Here is a 25,039-nt window from a genome sequence, read left to right as displayed (position 1 = left end):
GCCGACCATTGTACGGCCCTCTCTGCCTCGACCTCAAAGTGCCGCCCTCAACCCCGGGCGGTTCGGCGGCGCCGCAGCGGCTCAGGCGTCGGCGACCGGCTCCGGCCGGGTCAGTATCCAGCCGGTGAGGGCCCCCAGGCCGAGGATCAGCGCCAGCTTCAGCCACAGCACGCCGATGACGAAGGCCAGGATCACCATCGAGATCAGCAGCATGACGCCGGCGGTCCACTTGGCATGGCGAGGGATGGCCCGCTCGGACTCCCAGGCCACGATGGTGGCACCGAAGCGCGGGTGCGAGCGGATCCAGCCGGCGAAGCGCGGCGAGCCCTTGGACGCCGCCCACACCGCCACCAGCATGAAGCAGGTGGTGGGCATCAGCGGCAGGAAGGCGCCGATCACGCCCAGGGCGAAGCTGATCCCGGCGATGGTCAGGTAGACGATGCGGCGCGCGTGGGACATCGGGCGCTCACTCCTTTGGCGACAGGGCACAGATACATTGAAGCCCAAGCCCTCTCCCGCTGCCAATCGCCATCGCCAATGGGGGCAACAGCAATGGGTGATGACAGCGAGCGGCGGACTCAGTCGCGGAAGTTGTCGAACTGCAGCGCCAGGTCGGGGCCATCCTCGCCGCGCAGCAGGGCCATGACCTGCTGCAGGTCGTCGCGCTTCTTGCCGGTGACGCGCACCTTCTCGCCCTGGATCTGGGCCTGGACCTTGAGCTTGGTGTCCTTGATGCGCTTGACGATGTCCTTGGCCTCCTTCTGTTCGAGGCCCTGCTTGAGGCGCACGGTCTGGCGGGCGCGCACGCCCGAGAGCTCGGGGTCGTCGACCTCCAGGCAGCGCGGATCGATGCCCCGGCCGATCAGCTTGTTGCGCAGCATGTCGAGCATCTGGCGCAGCTGGAAATCGACCTCGGCCTCGAGGGTCACGGTCTCGCCCTCAAGCGCGAAGGAGGCGGTCACGCCCTTGAAGTCGAAGCGGCTCTGCAGCTCGCGGTTGGCCTGATCGACGGCGTTGCTCGCCTCGTGCTTGTCGAACTCGGAGACGATATCGAAGGAGGGCATGGTGATTTCCCGATGATGAACGATGCCACCATTCTAAGCATCACGAGCCACGGCGCCTAGCCGGCCCGGGCCTCGGTGCCAACGGCGAGCGGCGTCAGCGCCTTGCTCATGCGCCAGGCCGCACAGCCATCCTCGTAGTAGTCACCCATCCAGTCGCACGGCGCGAAGCCCGTGCCCCGGTAGAGCGCCAGCGCCGCCTGATTGTCGACCCGCACCTCGAGCACCAGCCAGTCACCGCCCCGCTCCCAGGCCTCGGCCTCCAGCCTTTCGAGCATGCGCCGCCCGAGCCCCTCGCCGCGCGCCTCGGGATGCACGCAGAACGAGTACAGCCGGGTACGCACGCTGTCCTGACGAAACAGCAGGGTGCCATAGCCGAGCAGCCGGCCCGCCGCGTCCTCGGCCAGCAGCGTCAGGGCGTTGGCCCGGTTGAGCAGGTGCCAGAGCTGGCGCCGGGTGAAGCGATCACCGCTGAAGGCCAGCTGCTCGAGGGCATGGAGTGCGGCGAGATCGGCGGCAACCGCCGGACGAAGGATCGCGGGCATGACGAGGCTTCCAGGGACACTACTCGAGGATTCTGGGCACCATGGATGACGCTGTCTTTGGCGTCTGCGATGAAATCTTTTCAGTCTGCGACCGCGACGCGCCATAGCCGGCTCAAGTGCCCCGGCGCCGACGGCTGACGCCATCCGTCGCCTGGGGTAGGCTGCCCTTCCCACCACGACACGAGCAGGAACCGAGATGAGCGAACGCGACGAGCGCCACCGCAAGGCCATGCAGACCCTCAAGTCCCGCGTCGACGAGAAGGTCGCCGCCGCCGACGAGCGCCGCGGCCAGCTGCTGGTGTTCACCGGCAATGGCAAGGGCAAGACCACCGCCGCCTGGGGCACGGTGACCCGCGCGCTGGGCTACGGCTACCGCGTCGGTGTGGTGCAGTTCATCAAGGGCCAGTGGGAGTGCGGCGAGCGCGACCGGCTCGAGGACGATCCCAACCTCGAGGTGGCGATCATGGCCACCGGCTTCACCTGGGAGACCCAGAACCGCGAGAGCGACACCGAGGCCTGCCGCGAGGTGTGGGCCGAGGCCGAGCGGATGCTCGCCGACCCCGGGGTCTACCTGGTGGTGCTCGACGAGATCACCTACATGCTCAAGTTCGGCTACCTGGACATCGACACGGTCCGGCAGGCGCTACAGAACCGCCCCGCCGAGCAGACGGTGATCGTCACCGGACGCAACGCCCACCGCGAGCTGCAGGCCATGGCCGACACCATCACCGAGATGACGGAGGTGCGCCACGCCTTCAATGCCGGCCTGGAGGCGCGGCGCGGCATCGATTACTAACGACTCGCCGGTGCCCATGCCGCCTTGCGCCGGCCCGGATCAGCTCCAGATCGTGCCCACCGGAGTCTCGGGACTGTAGTGGTGGGCGATCTGCGCCTGCAGCCGCTCCGCGGTCGCCAGTGCACTGGTCGGCGCAGGATGGCCCTGTTCAGGAAAGCGCGGCATCGCCGCCCACCAGGCCTAGCTCCAGATCGTGCCCACCGGGGTCTCGGGACTGTAGTGGTGGGCGATCTGCGCCTGCAGCCGCTCCGCGGTCGCCAGTGCATCGGTCGGCGCAGGATGGCCGTGTTCAGGAAAGCGCGGCATCGCCGCCCACCAGGCCTAGCTCCAGATCGCGCCCACCGGGGTCTCGGAACTGTCGTGGTAGGCGATCTGCGCCTGCAGCAACTCCGCGGCCGCCAGCGCATCGGTCGGCGCATGATGGCCGTGCTCAGGAAAGCGCGGCATCGCCGCCCACCAGGCTTAGCTCCAGATCGCGCCCACCGGGGTCTCGGGACTGTAGTGGTAGGCGATCTGCGCCTGCAGCAGCTCCGCGGTCGCCAGTGCATCGGTCAGCGCATGATGGCCCTGGTAGGGCGGCAGCCCGTAGCGGGCACGGCTGTCGAACAGCCGAATGGAGGCCGGCGGCCGACCGATCCAGCGCTTGAAGCGCGCCACCAGCGACTGCCGATGAATGCGCGCCTCGAGCGACATGGTGTCGATCATCGGATAGACCACGCCCTCCCCCAGCCGCGCCTTGACGGCCACGTCGAGGAAGGGACGCTCGATGTGCCGGTAGTGCACTACCGCCAGCCGGCCGGCCAGGGCATCGAGCAGGTCCTCCAGGATGTCGTCCAGCTCCGGCGCGTGGGCGATGTCGGCATGGGTGATGTGGTGGAAGGTCACCGACTCGGCGTGGAGCGTGCGCCGCGGGCGCACGATCCAGTAGCGGCGCTCGGTCATGGCGATGCGCCCCAGGGTAAAGGGCACCACGCCGATGCTGACGATGGAGTTGCGCCGAGCATCGAGGCCGGTGGTCTCCATGTCCAGCGCCACCAGCGGGGCCTCGCCGATCGGCGTCTCCGCCGTCGGGGCCCCGGCGGCGAAGAAACTTGCCAGTCGCGGATCCTGGGCCGCCTCGGCGCGACGCGCCAGGTAGTTCGCCCAGTCGGGAATCTGAGTCCTGCGACGCATCAGCATCCGTGCACCTCGCTCATTTGGACCGCGAGGGCATCGGGTAGCGGAACTTGAGGAACTTCTGGGCGTGGCTCAGCGCCTGGAAGGCATCCTTGAGGTGATGACGCTCACTGCTCGAGACGTTCTCCGGCTCGATGTTGTTGTCCGGCGTCTGGTCGTGCTGGATGTCGATCACCTGGTGACGAATCCGCGACATCGACAGGAACTCCAGGGCGTAGCGCAGGCGATCGCTGACCCCCGGGGCCAGCAGCTGGGTGCGATCGATGTCGTCGAGCCGGTCGAAGCTGTTCTGGGCACTGGAGCCGCAGGCCAGCGCATGCACCCGGATCAGGTCGACCATCGGTGCGGTGCCGCGGCGCTTCAGGTTGATCGAGTTGTTGTGCTTGCCGTCCTTCTCCATCACGAAGGTGCGGAAGAACCCCAGCGGCGGCGTGCGATTCAGCGCGTTGCGGGCCATCGCCGCCAGGAAGCGCGGATGCCGCGCGGCCTGGTAGGCCACCAGGTCCTGAAGCTGCTCTACCAGCACGTTTTCCCCATAGACGGCGTCGAGATCGAAGAAGATCGAGCTGTGCAGCAGCCGCTCGGGATTGGGGTGCTCGATCCACTCGGTGAAATAGCGTTTCCAGATGGCCAGGGGCTGCCGCCAGCTCTGGTTGGTGGCCATGATGTCGCCCTTGCAGTAGGGATAACCGCAGGCGTCCAGGCCATCGCTGACGAACTGGGCCAGCTCGAGGAAGTAGGCGTCGTGCTGTTCGGGATCGAAGTCGTCGGACAGCACCAGGGCATTGTCCTGATCGGTGGCGATCGACTGCTCGTTGCGGGCCATGGAGCCCAGCGCCATGAAGCAGTAAGGCACCGGCGGCGGCCCCAGCCGTTCCTCGCCCAGTTCCAGCAGCCGACGGGTGAAGCTCCGCCCGATGGTCGACAGGGCACTGCCCACCATGCGCGAGTCGGCGCCCTCCTCGACCATGCGCACGAAGGCCGCACTGACGTCCGGCGCCAACCGCGCCAGACCCTCGGCGTTGGGCTGGTGGAAGATGTTGCTGACCAGGTAAAGGCTGCTCTGGGTCTCGTAGCGGATGATGTCCGAGAGGTGCACGATGCCCACCGGGCGGCGACGATACATCACCGGCAGGTGATGAATGTTATGGCGCAGCATGATCAGCATCGCTTCCTGCACCGACTCGTCGGACTGGATGGCGATGACGTTGCCGACCACCACCTCGCCGACCGGCGTGTCCGGCGACAGCCCCTCGGCCACCACCCGGGTGCGGAAGTCGCTGTCGGTGAGGATGCCGCGAAGCTGCCAGGCGCGCTCCTCGATGTCGCGGAAGGTATAGCGCGGGTTGTCGTCCTCGCCGGGGTCGTCGAGCACCAGCACCGCCGAGGCCTGGAAGTCGGTGATCTGGCGCGCAGCCTCCTGAACGGTGGTCGAGGCATCGACCATCAGCGGGTAGCGCGTGACCAGCTTGCGCACCCGGGTGATCATCATGTCGTTGTTCTTCTTCTGCTCCTCGACCACGCTCTCGAGGCGCGGGCGCAGCAGCTCGACGAAGTCGGCGAAGTCGTCGTCGGCCTGGCAGAGACGCTGGAAGACCGCCTCGGGAATGAAGTAGATCAGCGAGTCTTCCATCGCCCGCACGGGATAGCGGACCCGGTTGTTTCGCAGCAGGCTGAACTGGCCGAAGATCTCGCCCTCGCCTCGGCGGTTGTAGAGCTCGCCACCGCGACGGTAGACCTCCACCGCGCCGCTACGGATGTAGCACAGCTCGTGGAGCTCCTGGTCGAGGGTCAGGATGTCGGTGTCGGCCTTGAAATAGGCCACCTCGACGTTGCTCGCCACCTCGTCGAGCAGTTCGTCTGACAGCGTCTCGAAGGGCGGGAAGCGCCCGAGATGCTGGCGGATTTCCAGCAGTTCCACATCCATGGCCCAGTGCCTACCCGGTCGTTGAGGATAAGCCAAGTCTGAAAGGCGCCGGGGACGGTGTAAAGAGCCGTCATCTCGCCGGTCAAACGCAGAAAGGCCACCCCGAGGGGTGGCCTTTCATCGCACAGGGATGTGGCGGGATGACGGGATCAGGAAGCGGATTCACCGTTGCCCTGCGCCATGCCCTGGACGCGCTGCATCAGCTCGGGGTTCTGCTGGATCGCCTGGCCGATGGCGTTGAAGGTTTCTACCTCGAGGCCGCTATCCTGGACCGCTTCGACCATCTGGTCGTTGGCTTCCTGGCGGACGTCCTGCTGGGCCTTCTCACCCTCGGCATTCTGCAGCTGCTGGGTGTAATCCTGGGAGATCACCGCGATTTCCTCGGAGGCGTCGGCGAACTTCTGAAGCTGGGCGTCGGAGAAGTTCTGGGTCGCGGCCTGCGCCTGGCCCTGGCTGGCGGTGGCGTCGGCGCTGTCCTGTGCATACGCCATGGAGCTCATCATGCCGGCACTGAGCAGGGCGGCGGAGAACAGGGCGGTGATACGTTGCATAGATACCTCCGAAAACATTGTCATGCATGCGTGGGCTGCCCCCCTGTGACGATGATCATCGGCGAGGGTTCACCGCCATCGTGTAACAGTTTGAAAAGATGACGCCCCCGATCGGGGGCGTCGTCGCTGATGGCCTGCGCCGTCGCCTAGCCGTAGGCGAGATTCGGCAGCCAGGTCACCAGTGCCGGGAACATGATCACCAGGATCAGCCCCAGCGCCTGGATGCCCAGGAACGGGAAGGACGAACGGAAGATCTGGCCCATGGTGATGTGCGGCGGACACACCCCCTTGATGTAGAACAGGGCGTAGCCGAACGGCGGGCTGAGGAAGGACATCTGCATGTTCACCAGGTAGATGACCCCGAACCACAGCGACACATCGGCGGGTGCCACGCCGGGCAGGCCGAACACCCCGTCGAAGGAGAGCCCCTTGATCAGCGGCACGAAGATCGGCACCGCCAGCAGCAGGATGCCGACCCAGTCCAGGAACATGCCCAGCGCCACCAGCAGCACCATCATCAGCGCCAGCACCGCGTAGGGGCCGAGGCCGGCGCCGGAGATCAGCTCCTGCACGAAGGTCTGGCCGCCCTGCAGGATATAGAAGCCGACGAAGATGCTGGCGCCGAAGATGATCCACATCACCATCGCCGAGGCGACCAGGGTGGTCATGCAGGCGGCATGCAGATTGGGCCAGGTCAGGCGCTTGTGCAGCGCCGCCACCACCAGCGCGCCGAAGGTGCCGATGCCGGCCGCCTCCACCGGGGTGGCGATACCGGTGAAGATGATGCCCAGCACCAGCACCACCAGCACGATGGGCGCCAGCATGTTGCGCAGCAGGCGCAGCTTCTCCTTCATATCGACGCGGTCCTCCACCGGCATCGGCGGTGCCACCTTGATGTTCAGCGTGCCGCGCATCCAGCAGTAGAAGCCGTACATGAAGGCCAGCAGCAGGCCGGGAATCAGCGAGCCGAGATACAGCTCGCCCACCGACTGCTGGGCGATGACGCCGTAGATGATCGCCAGGATCGACGGCGGAATCAGGATGCCCAGGGTGCCGCCGGCCATGATCGAGCCGATGGCGATCTCCGGGTCGTAGTGGCGCTTGAGCATCGCCGGCAGGGCGATCAGGCCCATGGTCACCACCGCGGCGCCGATCACGCCGACCATGGCGGCGAGCAGCGTGGAGGCGATGATGGTGGCGATGGCCAGGCCCGCCTTGAGGCCGCCCATCCACTTGTAGACGACATCGAACAGCTCCTCGATGATCCCGGCCTTCTCCAGCACCGAGGCCATGAAGATGAACAGCGGAATGGCCGACAGCTGGTAGTTGGTCATCATCGGGAAGATGCGCGACGGCATCAGGTTGAGCATGTGCTGATCGCCCACCAGGTAGAGGAAGGCCACCCCCAGACCGCCGGTGACGAAGGCCAGCGGCAGGCCCGCCACCAGCACCACCATCAGGGTGCCGAACATCACCAGGGTCAGGCCGCCGATGCCCAGCCCGCTGAGGATGTTCTCGAGGCTGCCGGCCAGGCTCTGGTAGTCGGTGACCGCGATGTTGACCATCTCGAACAGCGTCCAGGCGGCCAGCACCGCCCCCAGCGCCACCAGCAGGTGGGCGAAGCCGCGGCCGTGATGCTCGGCGGCACGATGATGGCGGAAGGCCTGGAAATCGCGGATCAGCTGGGCGATGCCCTGCAGCAGCAGCAGCAGCGCGCCGAAGAACAGCATGAACTTCACCGGATAGAACTGGATCGCCCATTCGGTGAAGGAGGTCTCGTTGGCGTAGCTCGAGCCGAAGAACAGCTTGTCGCTCACCGCCTGGGAGAAGAACTTCCAGCCGGTCACCAGCAGCGCGACAGTGAAGATGAAGAAGAAGACCGAGGTCACCAGATCGAGCGCCGCCTTGTTCACCGGCCTGGCCCGCTGATAGAGGATGTCGACGCGCACGTGCCCGCCTTCGCGCAGGGCGAAGGCCCCGGCGATCAGGTACTGCATGCCGAACATCAGGGTCATAGACTCGTGGGCCCAGTTGGTCGGCGAATTGAAGGCGTAGCGCATCAGCACTTCATAGGCGAACACGAAGGGCGCGATCAGCGCCCAGTAGGCCACGTAGCGGCCGAAGAACCCGGAAATGCGATCGATCACGGCGGTGAAGACGTTGCCCGGGGGCCGGTAGCTCTCCACCGGGGCCTCGCCGGGAATCTCTCCGGTGTCGCCGCCGCTGATGGTCCCGCCGCGCCGGAAGCTGCGGTCGACGAGCCACATCACCAGCAGCGGCAGGAAGAACAGGACCGACCAGTAGAGCCAGTGCGGCAGCACGAAATTGATCTCGAGATTCATGAAAACTCCTCCGCGATACCATCGCTTCCCGGCGATGGCGACGGATCATCTAGCCGACGGGATGCAGGATCAGGGCATGGCGACCCAGGCAGGCCGGGGGCTGCGGCGCTCGGCCCACAACCCCCGGCGGGTCGATCAGAGGGATCAGACGTTGAGCTCGAAGTCCTTGATGTCGTCCTCGGTGATCAGCGCCACCGCCGGATCCATCATGGTGTCGAGGTGGGCGCGGAACATGCGCGCGGCATCCGGGTCCTTGTTGGCCCACTTGAACCACAGCGGAATGGACACCTGGCGGAAGCGATCGGCGTCCTCCTCGGAGAGGTGGATGATCTCGACGCCCTTCTCGCGGTACTTGGGCCAGGCCTCGGCGTTGGCCTTCTGGATCGCCGCATAGTGCTCGCGGGAATAGGCCGCCACCAGGTCGTGCATCAGATCCTGGGTCTGGGAGGACATGCGCTCATAGACGCGGCGGTTGACCGAGATGTCCATCAGGTCGACCGCCTGGTGCAGGCACGGCGTGGAGGGCGGGCCCATGATGATGTAGTCGGCCACCTGCCAGAAGCCGAGCTCGTAGTTGACCGCCGCCCCGGTGAAGTCGGCGGCGTCGATGGTGCCCTTCTCCAGCGCCGGATAGACCTCGGAACCGGGCAGCAGCGTGGTCCGCGCCCCCATCTCGGCGAAGGTCTCGGCCACGATGCCGCCGGGCATGCGGATCTTGACCCCGTCGAAGTCGTCGAAGCTGCGTAGCGGGATCTTGGAGTGGATCAGGTTGAGGTCATGGTGGACATAGCCCAGCAGCTCCTGGCCCTGCTTGCGGTACAGCTCCTTGGCGATGCCGAAGCCGCCGTAGGCGCCGAACATCATGTCCCACTGGTGGGGCAGCGACAGGCCCATGGGGAAGGCGGTGAGGAAGACGCCGGCCGGCATCTTGCCGGGCCAGTAGACGGTGAACCAGTTCTGACCGTCGAGCACGCCGTTGCGCACCGCATCGGCGACCTCGAAGGCCCCGGCCACGGCGCCGGCCGGGAACGGCTCAATGCTGACCTCACCGCTGGTGGCCTCGGCCACGCCGTTGGCCCAGGACTCGAAGGTGCGATAGCCGACGGTACCCGGCTGCCAGGAGGACTGCATGCGGATGCGGATGCCCTGCTGGGCCTGGACATTGCCGATCCAGGGGGCCGCGACCGCCGCCGCGGAGCCGATCGCGGCGGCCTTCAGGAAGTTGCGACGATTGCCGGCACCGCTGCCCGATGTCGCGACGCGATCGGACGAAGTGCGCTTGGGCTGCTGGTCGTCTTGCATGGCGAGGACTCCTCGTTGGTGTTGCGTCCGTCCCGCACGGCGCGATGACGGAGGGCTTGTTGTTGTCTGTTCTGGTTTGACCCCATGCCGCCGGCGCCCGAGGGACGCCGACGACATGGGCAACACGATCCATGTCTCTGGAAATACCTTCCGCATCAAAACGTAGTGTCCCCGGAGGCCGCGGCCAACAGCGACTTTCAACGTACATCGCTCAACGATACGCACCGACAACGAAGTAACACGCTGTTATATATAACAATTCACGCTCAGGGGCGGCGCAGGCGAAGCACCCGCCCTACGACTATTGAACGAGTGACGAGGGGCCAGGACGGGACAGAGCGGGAGGCGGTGGAGCAGGAAAAAGACGACGGCCATCGCCGGGGAAGCGATGGCCGTGCAAGGCCGCTCGGGCGAGCGGCCCTGAGATCACAGCGAACGATCAGCGCGAGAACACCACCGTGCGGCGGCCGTGCAGGAACACCCGACGCGCCACGTGGGCGTCGACGGCGCGTGCGGCAGGCATCAGGGGCACTCGATCTGGCGCCCCTGCCCCCTTGGCCTTGGTTAGCGCGAGAACACCACCGTGCGGCGGCCGTGCAGGAACACCCGACGTGCCACGTGGGCGTCGACGGCGCGCGCCAGGGTCAGGCATTCGATGTCGCGGCCCTTGGCCACCAGATCCTCGGGATCGTCGGCGTGGCCGACCGGCTCCACGCCCTGGGTGATGATGGGCCCCTCGTCCAGGTCGTCGTTGATGTAGTGCGCGGTGGCGCCGACCAGCTTGACGCCCTTCTCGAAGGCCTGGTGATAGGGCTTGGCGCCCTTGAAGCCCGGCAGCAGCGAGTGATGGATGTTGATCGCGCGGCCGGAGAGCTTCTCGCACATGTCGCTGGAGAGCACCTGCATGTAGCGGGCCAGGATCACCAGCTCGGCGCCGGTCTCCTCGACCACCTCCCACACTCTGGCCTCCTGCTCGGCCTTGGTCTCGGCGGTGATCGGGAAGTGGTAGTACGGCAGCCCGTGCCAGTCGGCCAGCGGCTGGAGGTCCGGGTGGTTGGAGACCACCGCGCGAATCTCGATCGGCAGCTGACCGGTGCGATAGCGATACAGCAGGTCGTTCAGGCAATGGTCCGCCTTGGACACCATGATCACCACCGGCATCCGAGCGTCCGGCGCGGTCAGCTCGAAGGCCATCTCGAACTCGGCGGCGCGGGCGGCGAAGGCGGCCTGGAAGGCCTCGGCATCGAAGTCCGGCTCCAGCGGGCGGAACTCGGTGCGGATGAAGAAGCGCTCGCCGTGATGGTCGTCGAAGGACTGCTGCTCGGTGATGTAGCAGCGGCTCTCCTTCAGGAAGCGGGTCACCACGTCGACGGTGCCCAGGCGGCTGGGGCACTGGGCAGTGAGAATCCAGGTATCGGCGCTCTTGCCGGCGCTGTGGCTCATGGGAGAATCTCCTGACGAAGCAGGCCGGGGAAGCCCCGGCCTGATAGCACAACGGGATGGCGGGGCGCTCAGCGCTCGACGCCGATGGCGTATTCCTCGCCGGCATCCAGCAGCCAGCGATAGGTATAGTCGGCGAAGCTGCGGCGCACCACCAGCTCCCAGCGCTCCTCGCTCGGACGACGCAGCACCACGGTGGTCTTGGCGAAGATGGTGGTCACGCCCTTGCCGACCGGGAAGTGGCTCGGATGGACGTCATAGACCACCGACTTCATCAGCACCTCGCGGGCGGCCTCGCCCTCGAGCTCGACCAGGGTCTGGCCGCCGCTGACGTTGCTGATCGCGAAGTGGGCGTCGCCCAGCGCCGCGCGCAGGCGGTTCTCGAGCTCGAACTCCTCGCCGCCGGGCACGATCACCAGCCACTCGTCCGGGGAGACCCACTGGATCGAGCGCTTGCCCTCGTCGTCCTGGACCAGGCCCTGGGGCTCGCCGGGCAGGGAGATGCCGAGCACCGCGCGCACCGCGCCGTCGAGCACCACGGCGCCGCCGCACAGCACCAGGTGGCCGAGGAAGGCCCTCTCGCGCATCACCACCCGGCTCTTGGCGGTGGGGGCCGGAGCCCCCGAACGACGATAGCTGTAGGTGAGCGGCGATTCGACCGGGATCTTGGCCTCGGTGCGGGTATCGAAGGTCCTGACCGTTTCAACAGCAGTGTTAGACATTCTGACGCTCTCCCTTGGGGTCGAGGAAGATGGGGCTGACGATCTCGGCCTCGTGGACCTGGCCGTCGACCATGGGCAGATAGACGGTCTCGCCCATCTTCTGGTGACCGCCCTTGACCACGGCCAGGGCGAAGCCGGATGCCAGGGTCGGGCTGTAGTAGCTGGAGGTCACGTGACCCTCCATCGGCATCGGGATCGAGTGGTTCGGGTCGAGCACGATCTGCGCGCCCTCCTCCAGCACCACCGTCGGATCCTTCGGCTTGAGGCCGACCATCTGCTTGCGGTTCTCGCGCGAGGTGTCCGGCCGCGTCAGGGCACGCTTGCCGATCCAGGAGAACGGCTTGTCGTAGCCGATCGCCCAGTGCATGCCGAGGTCTTCCGGGGTCACCGAGCCGTCGGTGTCCTGACCGGCGATGATGAAGCCCTTCTCGGCGCGCAGCACGTGCATGGTCTCGGTGCCGTACGGCGTCAGGCCGTACTTGTCGCCGTGGGCGAACAGCGTCTCCCAGACGTGCAGGGCGTAGTTGGCCTGGACGTTGATCTCGTAGGCCAGCTCACCGGTGAAGGAGATGCGGAAGATGCGCGCCGGCACGCCGGCCACCTTGCCTTCCTTCCAGTCCATGAACTTGAAGCTGTCCTTGTCGAGGTCGACCTCGGTGGTGACCTCTTCCATCAGCTTGCGCGCTTCCGGACCGGTGATGGTCATGGTCGCCCAGTGATCGGTCACGGAGTTGAAGTAGACGTCCAGCTCCGGCCACTCGGTCTGGTGCCAGATCTCGAGCCACTCGAGCACGGTGGCGGCGCCGCCGGTGCTGGTGGTCATCAGGAAGTGGTTGTCGCCGAGGCAGCTGGTGGTGCCGTCGTCGAACACCATGCCGTCGTCCTTGCACATCAGGCCGTAGCGGACGCGGCCGGGAGCCAGCTTGGCCCACTTGTTGGTGTAGACGCGCCCCAGGAACTCACGCGCGTCCGGGCCCTGGATGTCGATCTTGCCCAGGGTGGAGGCGTCGAGGATGCCGACCTTCTCGCGCACGGCCAGGCACTCGCGAGCCACCGCCTCGTGCATGGTCTCGGTCTTGCCGTTGACCTTGCGCGGGAAGTACCACGGACGCATCCACTGGCCGACTTCCTCGAACGCGGCGCCCTGCTCCACGTGCCACTGATGCATGGCGGTGTAGCGCTCGGGATCGAACAGCTCGCCGCAGTGGCGGCCGACGATGGCGCCGAAGGTCACCGGGGTGTAGTTCGGACGGAACACCGTGGTGCCGACCTCGGGGATCGAGCGACCCAGGACGCGGGCGGCGATGGCCATGCCGTTGATGTTGCCGAGCTTGCCCTGGTCGGTACCGAAGCCCATGGCGGTGTAGCGCTTGACGTGCTCGATGGACTCGAAGCCCTCGCGGGTGGCCACTTCGATGCCGGCCGCGGTGACGTCGTTCTGCAGGTCGACGAACTGCTTCGGCGCGCGCAGGGTCGCCTTCTCGTGGGGCACCTGATAGAGCGCCACGGCGGCGCCGTCACTGCGCTCGGCGACCCGGGGCAGGCCCAAGGAGGCGGCGGAGAAGCCGGCCTCGGTGGCCGCGTCCAGGCCGGCCTCGGCGCCGTCGGCCAGCACCGCGCCGGTGGCATAGACGCCACGCGCGCCCCCGGCGGCGGCGACGCCCTTCACGGTGTTCGGGACGAAGCCGAGCAGCTCCTCGTTCCAGGTCGGACGGCTGCCGGTGTGGGACGCCAGGTGGATGACCGGGCTGTAGCCGCCGGAGCTGGCGATGGTGTCGCAGCTCAGGGTCTCGGCGCCACCGACCACGCGGAAGCCCTGGAGGTCGACCTTGGCGATGCGGGCGGCGCTGACGCGGGCGTCGCCCTTGGCCTCGACGACCGCGGCGCCGGCGATGATGCGGATGCCCTTGGCGCGGGCCTGTTCGACCAGCTCGCCGTCCGGGTTGGCCCGGGCGTCGGCGATGGCGACCACGTCACGGCCGGCCTCGACCCAGTCCAGGGCGGCGCGGTAGGCGTGATCGTTGCTGACGGACAGCACCAGCTTATTGCCCGGCACCACGCCGTAGCGGCGGACATAGGTGGAGACGGCGCCGGCCAGCATGTTGCCCGGCACGTCGTTGTTGCCGTAGACCAGCGGACGCTCGTGGGCGCCGGTGGCCAGCACGACGCGGCCGGCACGCACGCGATGCAGGCGCGAGCGGACCTGACGCAGGCCATCCTTGAGCGGCGCGGTGTCGGCCAGGTGCTCGGTGCGGCGCTCGTGCAGGGTCACGAAGTTGTGATCGTGATAGCCGTTGGCGGTGGTGCGCGGCAGCAGGGTCACGTTGTCCATGTTGGACAGCGCCTCGACGGTCTCGGCGACCCACTGCTCGGCCGGCTTATCGTCGAGCAGCTCCCGGGAATCGAGCAGCGTGCCGCCCATCTCTTCCTGCTCGTCGGCGACGATCACCCGCGCGCCGCTCCTGGCGGCGGCCAGGGCCGCAGCCAGGCCGGCCGGGCCGGCGCCGACCACCAGCACGTCACAGTGCTGGTGCATGTGATCGTAGATGTCCGGATCGCTTTCCAGCGGGCTGCGACCGAGGCCGGCGCCCTTGCGGATGACCTTCTCGTAGGTCATCCACATGGAGGCCGGAGCCATGAAGGTCTTGTAGTAGAAGCCCGGCGGCATGAAGCCACCGCCCAGCTTGCCGACCAGGCCCATCAGGTCGCGCTGGACGTTCGGCCAGCCGTTGGTGCTGCGCGCGGTCAGGCCGTCGTACAGCGCCTGCTGGGTGGCGCGCACGTTCGGCACCTGGCCGGCCTCGCTGACACCGAGCTGGACCAGCGCGTTCGGCTCCTCGGCGCCGGCGGCGAAGATGCCGCGGGGACGCGAGTACTTGAAGCTGCGGTTGACGATGTCGACGCCGTTGGCCAGCAGGGCGGAGGCCAGGGTGTCACCGGCATGGCCCTGATACGTCTTCCCGTTGAAGGTGAAGCTCAGCCGACGGCTGCGGTCGATGCGGCCGCCCTGGGCGAGACGGTTCTCTTGAGCGTTGGGCTGGCTCATGCGCGGACTCCTTCACGAAGCGATGCCGTTTCGGCTTCAGCGGACGGCCGGCCCTCGGGGTGCTCGGCGGTGTACGTCGGCTGCTCGCCCATCTTGTAGGTCTCGAGGATCTCGTAGCTCACGGTGTTGCGCGTGATGTTGAAGAACTTGCGGCAGCCCACGGCGTGCACCCACAGCTCGTGGTGGATGCCACGGGGGTTGTCGCGGAAGAACAGGTAGTCGCCCCATTCGTCGTCGCTGCAGTTCTCCGGATCCGCCGGGCGGGCGATGTGCGCCTCACCCTTCGGATGGAATTCCTCTTCCTCGCGGTATTCGCCGCAGTAGGGGCAATGGATATAGAACATGTCGGCTCTCCTCTGCGGAAATCAGTGGGCCACGCCGGCGGCGCCGTGCTCGTCGATCAGCGCTCCGGTATTGAAGCGGTCGATGGAGAACGGGGCGGCGATCGGATGCATCTCGCCCTTGGCCAGGCTCGCCGCGAACACGTTGGCCGAGCCCGGCGTGGCCTTGAAGCCGCCGGTGCCCCAGCCGCAGTTGAAGTACAGGCCCTTGACCTTGGTCTTGGAGATGATCGGGCAGGCGTCCGGGCAGGTGTCGACGATGCCGCCCCACTGACGGTTCATGCGCACCCGCGAGAACATCGGGAACATCTCGACGATCGCCTGCAGGGTGTGCTCGATGGTCGGGTAGCTGCCGCGCTGGCCGTAGCCGTTGTAGCCGTCGATGCCGGCGCCGATGACCAGGTCGCCCTTGTCCGACTGGCTGACGTAGCCGTGCACGTGGTTGGACATGGTCACGGTGTTGAGCACCGGCTTGAGCGGCTCGGAGACCAGCGCCTGCAGCGGATGCGATTCCAGCGGCAGCTTGATGCCGGCCATCTTGGCCATCACGCCGGAGTTGCCGGCGGTCACGCAGCCGACGGTCTTGGCCTCGATGTCACCGCGGTTGGTGTGCACCCCGAAGATCTGGCCGTCGCGGATCTTGAAGCCGGTGACCTCGGTCTGCTGCAGGATGTCCACGCCCAGGGCGTCGGCACCGCGGGCGAAGCCCCAGGCCACGGCGTCGTGACGGGCCACGCCGCCGCGGGGCTGCCAGGAGGCGCCGAGGATCGGGTAGCGAGCGCGCTTGGAGGTGTCCAGCAGCGGCTCGATCTCCTTGATCTGCTCCGGGGTGACTACCTCGCCGTCGACGCCGTTCAGGCGGTTGGCGTTGACGCGGCGCTGGATGTCACGCATGTCCTGCAGGGTGTGGCCCAGGTTGAGCACGCCGCGCTGGGAGAACATGACGTTGTAGTTGAGGTCCTGGGACAGGCCTTCCCACAGTTTCATGGAATGCTCGTAGAGCGCCGCCGCCTCGTCCCACAGATAGTTGGAACGCACGATGGTGGTGTTGCGCGCGGTGTTGCCGCCGCCCAGCCAGCCCTTCTCGATCACGGCGACGTTGGTGATGCCGTGCTGCTTGGCCAGGTAATAGGCCGTGGCCAGCCCGTGGCCGCCGCCGCCGACGATGATGACATCGTAGGACTTCTTGGGCGTCGGGTTGCGCCACTGGCGCTGCCAGTTCTCGTGGTGGCTCAGCGCGTGCTTGACCAGCCCGAAACCTGAATAACGTTGCATAGGGGTCTACTCCTCAAGGGCCCCGCCGGTTCACCGGCGGGGAACGGGCTCACGCGGTGGCGGTATCGGCCTGTTCGGCGACGGCCTTGGCATAGACGGGGTGGCGGGCACACAGCTCGGCCACCTTGCCGCGGACTTCCGCCTCGATGGCGGAGGTGTCTTCCTGCTTTTCCAGCACGTCGAGGATGTCGCAGATCCAGCCGGCCAGGGCCTCGCAGTCGGCCTGGCTGAAGCCGCGGGTGGTCACGGCCGGCGTGCCGAGGCGCAGGCCGGAGGTGACGAACGGGCTCTGCGGGTCGCCCGGCACGGCATTCTTGTTGACGGTGATGTGCGAACGGCCCAGGGCGGCGTCCGCGTCCTTGCCGGTCACGCCCTGCTTGATCAGCGAGACCAGGAACAGGTGATCGTCGGTGCCGCCGGAGACGATGTCGAAGCCGCGCTCGATGAACACGCCGGCCATGGCCTTGGCATTCTTCAGCACCTGCTGTTGGTAGGTCTTGAACTCGGGCGCCATGGCTTCCTTGAAGCAGATCGCCTTGGCGGCGATGACGTGCTCCAGCGGGCCGCCCTGGATGCCCGGGAAGACCGCGGACTGCAGCTTCTTCTCGATGTCGGCGTTGCCCTCGGCGGACAGGATCAGGCCACCACGCGGGCCACGCAGGGTCTTGTGGGTGGTGGTGGTGACCACGTGGGCGTGGGACATCGGGCTCGGGTAGACCCCGGCGGCCACCAGGCCGGCGATGTGGGCCATGTCGACCAGCAGGTAGGCACCCACCTCGTCGGCGATCTCGCGGAACTTGGCCCAGTCGATGATCTGGGAGTAGGCGGAGAAGCCGGCGATGATCATCTTCGGCTGGTGCTCGCGCGCCAGCTCGGCGACCTGCTCATAGTCGATGCGGCCGTTCTCGTCGATGCCGTACTGCACGGCGTTGTAGTGCTTGCCGGAGAAGTTCGGCTTGGCGCCGTGGGTCAGGTGACCGCCGGCGTCCAGGCTCATGCCCAGCACGGTGTCGCCCGGGGTGACCAGCGCCTGGAAGACGGCGCCGTTGGCCTGGGAGCCGGAGTGCGGCTGGACGTTGGCGTAGGTGGCGCCGAACAGTTCCTTGGCGTAATCGATGGCCAGCTGCTCGACCACGTCGACGTACTCGCAGCCGCCGTAGTAGCGCTTGCCCGGGTAGCCTTCGGCGTACTTGTTGGTCAGCTGACTGCCCTGAGCCGCCATCACCTGGGGGCTGGCGTAGTTCTCGGAGGCGATCAGCTCGATGTGGGCTTCCTGGCGCGCCAGCTCGTCACCGATGGCGGCAGCGATCTGGGGATCGGTCATTGTCAGGTTGTTGTCATTCATTCGTCATCACCCTGGGGTTAGCGTCACAACGTTAAAAGAAGGCGGCGATCGAGGCGTTCTGGAAACGACATCATCTTCGTTGAACGAGACACCGCGGTCTCACTCGTTTCACCTTGGGTACATTGATAGCCAAGCCCGTCGCTCAAAGATTGAATATATGCGACAGATTTACCGACAAATTCCCGCCAGCTTTTTCAAATAACTGATTTTTAATCATTTAATTTTTCGGCGGATTTTGTATTTCTACATGCCCTATACAAAGGGCCGGTGCAGATGCACCGGCCCCGTTGAATGGCCTCGTCGCCCCTAGCCGGCGACGCTGGAACCGACGCCATCGAGGGAACGACGATCGCCCTCCTCGACCGCCATGATCGGCTCGCCGTCGGCCTGCCACCGGGCCTGCTCGGCCTCGCTCGCGCGCGGCGAGAACCAGCCCAGCCAGGCGTAGAGCACGCCGATCAGCGGCGACAGCCAGCAGGCGAAGGCCAGCGGGATGTACATCAGGTCGCCCATGTTGCCGTCGGCGACACTCAGCCCCAGCGAGGTGATCACCACGGCGCCGCCGGCGTTCCAGGGAATCAGCGGCGAGATCAGGGTGCCGCCCTCCTCCGTGGCGCGGGACAGGTTGAGCATCGAGACGCCCTTGCCGCGATAGACGGGGCCGAACATGCGCCCGGTGAGGGTGATCGCCAGGTAGGGGTCGCCGGCCACCAGGTTGGTGCTCATGGAGCTGACGATGGCCGAGGTCTGCAGGCCGCCGAAGCGCTTCACCCGGCGCATGATGGCCGCGATGATGGCGTGCATGCAGCCGGTGCGCTCGAGGATGCCGCCGAACGACAGCGCGATCAGCAGCAGCGTGATCACCCAGGTCATCGACTGCAGGCCGCCGCGGTTGAGCAGGCCGTCGATCTCGGCCACGCCGGTGTCGATGGCATAGCCCGAGAAGGCGAAGCCGAACAGCGCGCTTACCCCCTCGCCCTGCAGCAGCCAGGCCGTCGCCCCGCCGAGGACCACCCCGACGAACAGCACCGGCAGCGCCGGCAGGCGCATCACGGCCAGACCGATCACCACCAACACCGGCAGCAGCGACAGCACGCTGATCTCGAAATGCTGCGAGAGCCCCTGGGTGATCGAGGCGATGCGCTCGAGCGAGGCGGCCTCCTCGCCGACCAGGCCCTGCCCCGCCAGCAGATAGATCACCAGCGCGATGACCATCGCCGGCAGCGTGGTCGGCATCAGGTTGCGGATATGATCGAACAGGTTCACACCGGTCACGGCGGGGGCCAGGTTGGTGGTATCGGACAGCGGCGAGACCTTGTCGCCGAAGAAGGCACCGGAGACCACCGCGCCCGCGGTCCAGTAGGCCGGGATATCGAAGCCGGCGCCGATGCCCATCAGCGCCAGGCCCACCGTGCCTACGGTGCCCCAGGACGTGCCCAGCGACACCGAGACCACGGCGCACAGCAGGGCCGCGGCGGCCAGGAACACCTGCGGGCTGAGCAGCTCCAGGCCGAAGTAGATCAGCGTCGGCACGGTGCCGCTGGCGATCCACACGCCGGTGATCATGCCCACCAGCATCAGGATGCCCACCGCGGGCAGGCCGATGCTCACCACGTGCAGCATGCCCGCTTCCAGCTGCTGCCAGCGCAGCCCGAGATAACGCCCGACCAGGGCGGTGATGGCGATGCCGATGATCAGCGGCACGTGGGGCGTGAAATCCCCGAACGCGAACAGCTGAACGCCCAGCACGCCGAACGTCAGCACGATGGGCAGCAGGGCCAGCGCGAGACCCGGCCTCGCGGCCTGAGAGGACGACATGGAAACTCTCCTTATGATGGCTTGTTGTTGTCATGACGTTGTCGTGAAGGCCCGCCCGGGCCTTCACATACAGAGATACGACAACCCGCCTCAAGGAGATTGAACGAATGCGACATCTTCACCGTGATGTCTGCGACATCACGATGTAGAAGACGGTTTTATAGTGACTTCTCTAAAGAATAGAACGGGTGACTTTCGGCAAAAAGCGCCACCCCCTGCTACGCCTGACCGCTCGCCCCCTCGCGGGAGGCGATATGCAGGAAGAACGGATCCACCGGCGTCTCGCCGCGCTGCGCGGCCTTGCGCAGGGCGGTGGGCGTGTCGCCGAAGGCCTCGCGGAAGTGGCGCGAGAAATGCGCGGTGTCGGCGAAACCGCAGCGCTCGCCGATCTCGGTGACGCTCTTGGCGGTGTAGTGCAGGAGCCACAGCCCGTAGCGCAGGCGCAGGTCGCGGGCGAACTTCTGCGGCCCGATGCCCAGTTCCTCGCGGAACTTGCGCTCGATGTTGCGCCGCGACGAGCCCACCCGCCGCGCCAGCTCGTCCACCGTGATCGCCTCGCCCAGGTGCTGCTCGATGATGGTGATGGCGCGGCGCACCAGGCGATCCTCCACCTTGTCGAAGACCACCGGCTGGGGCTGGGGATGCTCGCCGCGTCGCGCCTCGTCGATCAGCATGATGTGCAGGCTCTTCATCGCCCAGGCCTTGCCCAGGTGGCGCTCGACCAGGTAGGCGGCCAGGTCCGCCGAGGCGATGCCGCCGGCGCAGGTCAGCCGGTCGCCGTCGTCGATGAACAGCCGGTCCGCCACCGGCTCGATGTCGGGGAAGCGGTGGGCCAGGTCGCCGTGGTGGTACCAGCTCACGCAGCAGCGCCGCCCGCTCATCAGCTCCGCCTGAATCAGCGCGAAGACGCCGGTGCATACCCCCACCAGCGGCACGCCGGCCTCGGCCACGCCCTGCAGGTAATGGAGCGCCGCCTCGTCCACCGCGTCGTGCTCGTCCTGCACGCCGCCGATGACCACGATGTAGTCGAAGTCGCGCGGATCGCGAAACGGCGAGCAGGGCGTGATGGCGGCGCCGCAGCTGGACATGGCGTCGTGCCCGCCGCTGGTCATGAACACCCAATGGCAGCGCAGCTGGCGCGAGCGGTCGCCCTCGTCGGCGGCCAGGCGCAGGCAGTCGACGAAGGCCGCGAAGGGCATCAGGGTGAAACGCCGCAGCAGCACGAAGCCGACGGACAGGGGCTCGTTGTCGTGGGAATGACGCATGGGAAGGGGACTCTTCGCTCTCGCCGGATCGCCGCTAGTGTCCGACACGGGACGACAGGGCGCAACGCGGGTCCGGTGACAGGCCAGCGTCGCCGAGCCTCATGAGGCCGGATCGTCGAGCCCCCTGCCAACACCTGAACGGCCGCAAAATGAAAAGCCACGAACCCGGGCGTCGGGGCTGTCGGCGTGCCGCACGACATTCGCCTCCGCGACATCGGCGTCCGGCGTGCTGGTAGTCCACGACCCGATTGGTCTTGGGCGTGCTGCAGCAGGACAGGATGTCACCCTCGGCGACGTCCTCGTCGGTGATGCCGCCGTTGTGCCCCATCTCGACCTCGACCTCGCCCTCGGTCACGGCCACGCGGCAGGTGCCGTCAGGAAAGAGCCCCATGCCGCCATGCCGTTTCAGGCTTGAGCTCGAAATACCCGCCTCAGTAGTCCACGACCCGATTGGTCTTGGGCGTGCTGCCGCAGGACAGGATGTCACCCTCGGCGACGTCCTCGTCGGTGATGCCGCCGTTGTGCTCCATCTCGACCTCGCCCTCGGTCACGGCCACGCGGCAGGTGCCGTCAGGAAAGAGCCCCATGCCGCCATGCCGTTTCAGGCTTGAGCTCGAAATACCCACCTCAGTAGTCCACGACCAGGTTGGTCTTGGGCGTGCTGCAGCAGGACAGGATGTAGCCCTCGGCGACGTCCTCGTCGGTGATGCCGCCGTTGTGCTCCATCTCGACCTCGCCCTCGGTCACGGCCACGCGGCAGGTGCCGCAGATGCCCATGCCGCAGGCCTTGGGGATATGCAGGCCCAGCTTGGCGGCGGCGGTGTGCACGGTCTCGCCCGGCTGGATGCGCACGCTCTTGCCGGTGGTGCTGAACTCGACGCTCAGCATGTCGGAAACGTCGAGCTCCTCGGCCTCGGCCTCGGCCTGCTCCACGTTCTCGATGACGTCTTCCTGCACGTCCTGCGGCGTGGCGCCGAAGGCCTCCTCGTGGTAGTGGCTCATGTCGAAGCCGTTTTCCTGGAGCAGGCGCTTGACCGCGTTCATGTACGGCGTCGGGCCGCAGCAGAAGATCTCGCGGTCCATGAAGTCCGGCGCCATCAGCTCCAGCATCGCCTGGCTCAGGTAGCCGCGGAAGCCGGACCAGGCCTCGCCCAGCTCGTCGCTGCGCTCACAGACGATGTGCATCTTGAACTCGGGGATCCGCGAGAAGATGTGCTCCAGCTCGCGGTGGAAGATGATGTCCTGGGGCGTGCGCGAGCTGTGCACGAACTGCAGGTCCACCGTGGCGTTGGTGTCGAACAGCCAGCGCACCATCGACATCAGCGGGGTGATGCCCACGCCGCCGGACAGCATCAGCACCTTGTCGGCCGGATAGTCGATGATGTTGAACTTGCCGACCGGGCCGTGCACGGCCAGCTCGTCGTTGACCTTGAGGTTGTCGTGCAGCCAGTTGGAGACCACGCCGCCCGGCATGCGCTTGACGGTGATCGAGAAGCTGTAGGGCACCGACGGGGAGCTGGAGATGGTGTAGGAGCGCATCACCTGCTCGCCGTCGATCTCCAGCTCCAGGGTCACGAACTGTCCCGGCTTGAAGAAGAACATCACCGGCTGCTCGGCCATGAAGCAGAAGGTGCGGGTATCCCAGGTCTCCTGGATCACCTTGACGCAACGCACCTGGTGGCGGCCGTTGGTCCAGGTCTGGGTGGTGACGGGATTGACGGGATTGAGATAGTTCATTGTCATGATGGTATCGCCTGGGGTCGCCTGGGGCTGCAGCGTGAAGCGCTCGGTCCGACGGCGGAGACACCGCCTGCCGTTGGCAGAATTCTGCGCACGCCTGCGCTCCCCCACTTGCCTGTCAGCGACATGGCCATACCCGACAGGTCCACCTGTGCGACATTTCTTCTCCCCCCCTGGTCGCTGTTGCATCATCACGCGTCGCCGGTGGACAACCCCCCCCGCTGACGCTGTTTCAAACTCACCTCACCCGCCGCGGCCCCACCGGGGCGTGAATTCGCTAGACCTTGGCCCGCATTTCAACAATCCCGAGGCTGTCACAGCAGCCCAGCAATGAGGAAGCGTCCCACCATGGATTCACTGTCACCTGCCCGCCTGGATGACCCCCTGGCCCCGGCACGCGAGGCCACCGCCGAGATGCTGAAGCAGCGTCAGCACAACTACTCGCTGCCTCAGCCCTTCTACAACGACGAGCGGCTGTTCGCCCTCGACATGCAGGAAATCTTCGAGAAGGAGTGGCTGTTCGCGGGCATGACCTCCGAGATTCCCGCCAAGGGCAATTTCATGACCCTGGAGGTCGGGGACAACCCGGTGGTGATCGTGCGCGGCAACGACGGTGAAGTGCACGCCTTCCACAACGTCTGCCGCCACCGCGGCTCGCGCCTGTGCGTGACCGACAAGGGCAAGGTCGCCAAGCTGGTCTGCCCCTACCATCAGTGGACCTACGAGCTGGACGGCCGCCTTTTGTTCGCCGGCACCGAGATGGGCCAGGCATTCAACCTCGCCGATCACGGCCTCAAGCCGGTTCACGTGCGCACCGGCGGCGGCTTCATCTTCGTCAGCCTGGCCGACGAGGCCCCGGCGATCGACGGTTTCCTCGAGACGCTGGACCACTACCTGGCGCCCTACGACATGGAAAACCTCAAGGTCGCCGTGGAATCCAGCATCGTCGAGCAGTGCAACTGGAAGCTGGTGCTCGAGAACAACCGCGAGTGCTACCACTGCAACGGCGCCCACCCGGAGCTGCTCAACTCCCTGCAGGAGTTCGACGACACCGACGATCCCCGCGCCACCCCGGCCTACAAGGACCTGGTCGCGCGCAAGCAGGCCGACTGGGAAGCCCAGTGCGTGCCCTACAAGCTGACCCGCCTGGATCGTCGCAACCGCCTGACCCGCACCCCGCTGCTGGACGGCGCGGAATCGATGACCATGGACGGCAAGCGCGCCTGCCAGAAGCTGATGGGCAACCTGCAGAGCGCCGACCTGGGCTCGCTGCGCATCCTGCACCTGCCGAACTCCTGGAACCACTTCATGGGCGATCACGCCCTCGTCTTCCGGGTCATGCCGATCGGCCCGCAGCAGACGGTGGTGACCACCAAGTGGCTGGTGCACAAGGATGCCGTGGAAGGCGTCGACTACCACCCCGAGCAGATGCGCAAGGTGTGGGACGCCACCAACGACCAGGACCGTCGCCTGGCCGAGGAAAACCAGCGCGGCATCAACTCCAAGAGCTACCAGCCGGGCCCGTACTCCGAGACCTACGAGTATGGCGTCATCGACTTCGTCAACTGGTACAGCGAGCGCATGCTGGAGAACCTGGGCCACAGCCGGCCCGACCTGCAGATCGCCAACGGCTGATCTCGTCCCCGCTCGCGCCCGCCATCGCAAGGACCCGCCTCGACGGGTCCCTCTCTATCGTCGCCGCGTCGGCGCCGACACGAGCGGCCAGACACCAATGCGCCCCGCCCGGACCTCCGGGCGGGGCGCGTTCGTTCGACGGCTCGAGGAAGCGGCCGCGGCCCTCAGGCCGGTTCGCCGTCTCCGCTCGGCAGCTCCATCAGGTGCTGCTCGATGGCCTCGCGCACCGCGGGCAGCATCACGTCGGTCTGGGCCATCAGCTCTCGCACCAGCGCCTCGAGCCCCGGCACGCCGGCCTCGTCATGCTTGAGCCGCGCCAGACGGGCACAGGTCTCGGGGCAGGCGTCCCTGGGGACATGAATGTCCAGCGCCACCAGGCGGTCGCGGAAGTCATCCCCGTCGATCAGGTCGACAATCATCATGGCGGGTTCCCCCTGTTGTTGGTGTTCGGGTTCGGTGGTGGCCGCCGATCGTGACGATGCGGGGCTCGGCGCCCCCCCGGATAGCGCCAAGATTGGCACTCCGCGGCGACCGCCGCAATGCCGGCGAGCCTGCTGTTCGATGTCGCCTCGGGAGCGTCGCCGCCGCTCTCCCCACCTCTCCCCCCAACGCATGACGGCGCCCCGAGGGGCGCCGTCATGGAGAGAGTCAGACGCCCTCGTACCACGACATCCTATATCCCGGGCGTCTTGCTCCCGGAGGTCCTATTCCC

General features: G+C 66.8%; 22 protein-coding genes and 1 pseudogene. 2 read left to right on the top strand and 21 right to left on the bottom strand.

Annotated elements, in window-relative coordinates:
* Positions 1-81: 81 nt before the first annotated feature.
* The 3 genes from UYS_RS0201710 to UYS_RS0201700 form a co-directional block, all read right to left on the bottom strand.
* Positions 82-459, bottom strand: a complete 378-nt coding sequence (locus UYS_RS0201710; RefSeq protein WP_016853758.1) for a YbaN family protein — start codon at positions 457-459, stop codon at positions 82-84.
* A gap of 119 nt (positions 460-578) precedes the next feature.
* Complete coding sequence (locus UYS_RS0201705; protein WP_016853757.1) at positions 579-1,064, bottom strand: YajQ family cyclic di-GMP-binding protein; 486 nt, start codon at positions 1,062-1,064, stop codon at positions 579-581.
* Positions 1,065-1,120: 56 nt separating this feature from the next.
* Positions 1,121-1,606: a GNAT family N-acetyltransferase gene (locus UYS_RS0201700; protein WP_016853756.1), complete on the bottom strand. Its 486-nt coding sequence runs from the start codon at positions 1,604-1,606 to the stop codon at positions 1,121-1,123.
* 196 nt (positions 1,607-1,802) lie between these two features.
* Between UYS_RS0201700 and cobO the strand changes: the two genes are divergently transcribed.
* Positions 1,803-2,402, top strand: a complete 600-nt coding sequence (gene cobO / locus UYS_RS0201695; RefSeq protein WP_016853755.1) for a cob(I)yrinic acid a,c-diamide adenosyltransferase — start codon at positions 1,803-1,805, stop codon at positions 2,400-2,402.
* Positions 2,403-2,723: 321 nt separating this feature from the next.
* Here cobO and UYS_RS18625 read toward each other — a convergent pair whose 3' ends face one another.
* The 17 genes and pseudogenes from UYS_RS18625 to UYS_RS0201605 all read right to left on the bottom strand — a co-directional run bounded on the left by UYS_RS18625 (position 2,724) and on the right by UYS_RS0201605 (position 22,695).
* Positions 2,724-2,849 (bottom strand): hypothetical protein, encoded by a 126-nt coding sequence (locus UYS_RS18625; RefSeq protein ID WP_016853753.1) that lies wholly within the window; start codon positions 2,847-2,849, stop codon positions 2,724-2,726.
* 15 nt (positions 2,850-2,864) lie between these two features.
* Entirely contained in the window at positions 2,865-3,581 is a 717-nt protein-coding gene (locus UYS_RS0201680) for a 3'-5' exonuclease (protein WP_016853752.1), read from the bottom strand.
* Between the two features lie 13 nt (positions 3,582-3,594).
* Entirely contained in the window at positions 3,595-5,505 is a 1,911-nt protein-coding gene (locus UYS_RS0201675) for a DUF294 nucleotidyltransferase-like domain-containing protein (RefSeq protein WP_016853751.1), read from the bottom strand.
* A gap of 149 nt (positions 5,506-5,654) precedes the next feature.
* Positions 5,655-6,056, bottom strand: a complete 402-nt coding sequence (locus UYS_RS0201670) for a DUF4168 domain-containing protein (RefSeq protein ID WP_016853750.1) — start codon at positions 6,054-6,056, stop codon at positions 5,655-5,657.
* A gap of 146 nt (positions 6,057-6,202) precedes the next feature.
* Positions 6,203-8,398 (bottom strand): TRAP transporter large permease subunit, encoded by a 2,196-nt coding sequence (locus UYS_RS0201665; protein WP_016853749.1) that lies wholly within the window; start codon positions 8,396-8,398, stop codon positions 6,203-6,205.
* A gap of 144 nt (positions 8,399-8,542) precedes the next feature.
* Complete coding sequence (dctP, locus tag UYS_RS0201660) at positions 8,543-9,700, bottom strand: TRAP transporter substrate-binding protein DctP (RefSeq protein ID WP_016853748.1); 1,158 nt, start codon at positions 9,698-9,700, stop codon at positions 8,543-8,545.
* A 564-nt stretch (positions 9,701-10,264) separates the two neighbouring features.
* On the bottom strand, positions 10,265-11,143 hold the full coding sequence (gene purU, locus UYS_RS0201650) for a formyltetrahydrofolate deformylase (protein ID WP_016853747.1): 879 nt from the start codon (positions 11,141-11,143) through the stop codon (positions 10,265-10,267).
* Between the two features lie 68 nt (positions 11,144-11,211).
* Positions 11,212-11,862: a sarcosine oxidase subunit gamma gene (locus tag UYS_RS0201645; RefSeq protein ID WP_016853746.1), complete on the bottom strand. Its 651-nt coding sequence runs from the start codon at positions 11,860-11,862 to the stop codon at positions 11,212-11,214.
* The gene (locus UYS_RS0201640; protein ID WP_016853745.1) at positions 11,855-14,908 is read right to left on the bottom strand and encodes a sarcosine oxidase subunit alpha family protein; all 3,054 of its coding nucleotides are present in this window, start codon (positions 14,906-14,908) and stop codon (positions 11,855-11,857) included. The genes UYS_RS0201645 and UYS_RS0201640 overlap by 8 nt, the downstream gene beginning before the upstream one ends.
* Positions 14,905-15,252: a sarcosine oxidase subunit delta gene (locus tag UYS_RS0201635; protein ID WP_016853744.1), complete on the bottom strand. Its 348-nt coding sequence runs from the start codon at positions 15,250-15,252 to the stop codon at positions 14,905-14,907. The genes UYS_RS0201640 and UYS_RS0201635 overlap by 4 nt, the downstream gene beginning before the upstream one ends.
* Positions 15,253-15,273: 21 nt before the next feature.
* The gene (locus UYS_RS0201630) at positions 15,274-16,524 is read right to left on the bottom strand and encodes a sarcosine oxidase subunit beta family protein (RefSeq protein ID WP_016853743.1); all 1,251 of its coding nucleotides are present in this window, start codon (positions 16,522-16,524) and stop codon (positions 15,274-15,276) included.
* A 49-nt stretch (positions 16,525-16,573) separates the two neighbouring features.
* Positions 16,574-17,869, bottom strand: coding sequence for a serine hydroxymethyltransferase (gene glyA, locus UYS_RS0201625; protein ID WP_016853742.1), 1,296 nt, complete (start codon positions 17,867-17,869; stop codon positions 16,574-16,576).
* Positions 17,870-18,175: 306 nt separating this feature from the next.
* Positions 18,176-19,687 (bottom strand): Na+/H+ antiporter NhaC, encoded by a 1,512-nt coding sequence (gene nhaC, locus UYS_RS16685; RefSeq protein WP_016853741.1) that lies wholly within the window; start codon positions 19,685-19,687, stop codon positions 18,176-18,178.
* A 218-nt stretch (positions 19,688-19,905) separates the two neighbouring features.
* Entirely contained in the window at positions 19,906-20,952 is a 1,047-nt protein-coding gene (locus UYS_RS0201615; RefSeq protein WP_016853740.1) for a GlxA family transcriptional regulator, read from the bottom strand.
* A gap of 232 nt (positions 20,953-21,184) precedes the next feature.
* Positions 21,185-21,346 (bottom strand): annotated as a pseudogene (locus UYS_RS18775) (2Fe-2S iron-sulfur cluster-binding protein); the annotation flags it as partial.
* Between the two features lie 37 nt (positions 21,347-21,383).
* On the bottom strand, positions 21,384-21,539 hold the full coding sequence (locus UYS_RS0201610) for a 2Fe-2S iron-sulfur cluster-binding protein (RefSeq protein ID WP_016853739.1): 156 nt from the start codon (positions 21,537-21,539) through the stop codon (positions 21,384-21,386).
* Positions 21,540-21,579: 40 nt separating this feature from the next.
* Entirely contained in the window at positions 21,580-22,695 is a 1,116-nt protein-coding gene (locus tag UYS_RS0201605; RefSeq protein ID WP_026068277.1) for an FAD-binding oxidoreductase, read from the bottom strand.
* Positions 22,696-23,040: 345 nt separating this feature from the next.
* Between UYS_RS0201605 and UYS_RS0201600 the strand changes: the two genes are divergently transcribed.
* The gene (locus UYS_RS0201600; RefSeq protein ID WP_016853737.1) at positions 23,041-24,327 is read left to right on the top strand and encodes an aromatic ring-hydroxylating oxygenase subunit alpha; all 1,287 of its coding nucleotides are present in this window, start codon (positions 23,041-23,043) and stop codon (positions 24,325-24,327) included.
* 164 nt (positions 24,328-24,491) lie between these two features.
* On the opposite strand, the gene UYS_RS0201595 is transcribed toward UYS_RS0201600, so the two are convergent.
* Entirely contained in the window at positions 24,492-24,749 is a 258-nt protein-coding gene (locus UYS_RS0201595) for a hypothetical protein (protein ID WP_016853736.1), read from the bottom strand.
* Positions 24,750-25,039: the final 290 nt, after the last annotated feature.

Source organism: Halomonas smyrnensis AAD6, from assembly GCF_000265245.1.
GTDB lineage: Bacteria > Pseudomonadota > Gammaproteobacteria > Pseudomonadales > Halomonadaceae > Halomonas > Halomonas smyrnensis.
The sequence above is the reverse complement of the archived record's forward strand: the minus strand, read 5'-3'. Positions and strand labels throughout refer to the sequence as shown.

What these genes read in the sequence shown, in the direction of transcription:
- UYS_RS0201710 (WP_016853758.1), bottom strand. Translation starts at nt 459, where the DNA reads ATGTCCCACGCGCGCCGCATCGTCTACCTGACCATCGCCGGGATCAGC.
- UYS_RS0201705 (WP_016853757.1), bottom strand. Translation starts at nt 1,064, where the DNA reads ATGCCCTCCTTCGATATCGTCTCCGAGTTCGACAAGCACGAGGCGAGC.
- UYS_RS0201700 (WP_016853756.1), bottom strand. Translation starts at nt 1,606, where the DNA reads ATGCCCGCGATCCTTCGTCCGGCGGTTGCCGCCGATCTCGCCGCACTC.
- cobO (WP_016853755.1), top strand. Translation starts at nt 1,803, where the DNA reads ATGAGCGAACGCGACGAGCGCCACCGCAAGGCCATGCAGACCCTCAAG.
- UYS_RS18625 (WP_016853753.1), bottom strand. Translation starts at nt 2,849, where the DNA reads ATGCCGCGCTTTCCTGAGCACGGCCATCATGCGCCGACCGATGCGCTG.
- UYS_RS0201680 (WP_016853752.1), bottom strand. Translation starts at nt 3,581, where the DNA reads ATGCTGATGCGTCGCAGGACTCAGATTCCCGACTGGGCGAACTACCTG.
- UYS_RS0201675 (WP_016853751.1), bottom strand. Translation starts at nt 5,505, where the DNA reads ATGGATGTGGAACTGCTGGAAATCCGCCAGCATCTCGGGCGCTTCCCG.
- UYS_RS0201670 (WP_016853750.1), bottom strand. Translation starts at nt 6,056, where the DNA reads ATGCAACGTATCACCGCCCTGTTCTCCGCCGCCCTGCTCAGTGCCGGC.
- UYS_RS0201665 (WP_016853749.1), bottom strand. Translation starts at nt 8,398, where the DNA reads ATGAATCTCGAGATCAATTTCGTGCTGCCGCACTGGCTCTACTGGTCG.
- dctP (WP_016853748.1), bottom strand. Translation starts at nt 9,700, where the DNA reads ATGCAAGACGACCAGCAGCCCAAGCGCACTTCGTCCGATCGCGTCGCG.
- purU (WP_016853747.1), bottom strand. Translation starts at nt 11,143, where the DNA reads ATGAGCCACAGCGCCGGCAAGAGCGCCGATACCTGGATTCTCACTGCC.
- UYS_RS0201645 (WP_016853746.1), bottom strand. Translation starts at nt 11,862, where the DNA reads ATGTCTAACACTGCTGTTGAAACGGTCAGGACCTTCGATACCCGCACC.
- UYS_RS0201640 (WP_016853745.1), bottom strand. Translation starts at nt 14,908, where the DNA reads ATGAGCCAGCCCAACGCTCAAGAGAACCGTCTCGCCCAGGGCGGCCGC.
- UYS_RS0201635 (WP_016853744.1), bottom strand. Translation starts at nt 15,252, where the DNA reads ATGTTCTATATCCATTGCCCCTACTGCGGCGAATACCGCGAGGAAGAG.
- UYS_RS0201630 (WP_016853743.1), bottom strand. Translation starts at nt 16,524, where the DNA reads ATGCAACGTTATTCAGGTTTCGGGCTGGTCAAGCACGCGCTGAGCCAC.
- glyA (WP_016853742.1), bottom strand. Translation starts at nt 17,869, where the DNA reads ATGAATGACAACAACCTGACAATGACCGATCCCCAGATCGCTGCCGCC.
- nhaC (WP_016853741.1), bottom strand. Translation starts at nt 19,687, where the DNA reads ATGTCGTCCTCTCAGGCCGCGAGGCCGGGTCTCGCGCTGGCCCTGCTG.
- UYS_RS0201615 (WP_016853740.1), bottom strand. Translation starts at nt 20,952, where the DNA reads ATGCGTCATTCCCACGACAACGAGCCCCTGTCCGTCGGCTTCGTGCTG.
- UYS_RS0201610 (WP_016853739.1), bottom strand. Translation starts at nt 21,539, where the DNA reads ATGGGGCTCTTTCCTGACGGCACCTGCCGCGTGGCCGTGACCGAGGGC.
- UYS_RS0201605 (WP_026068277.1), bottom strand. Translation starts at nt 22,695, where the DNA reads ATGACAATGAACTATCTCAATCCCGTCAATCCCGTCACCACCCAGACC.
- UYS_RS0201600 (WP_016853737.1), top strand. Translation starts at nt 23,041, where the DNA reads ATGGATTCACTGTCACCTGCCCGCCTGGATGACCCCCTGGCCCCGGCA.
- UYS_RS0201595 (WP_016853736.1), bottom strand. Translation starts at nt 24,749, where the DNA reads ATGATGATTGTCGACCTGATCGACGGGGATGACTTCCGCGACCGCCTG.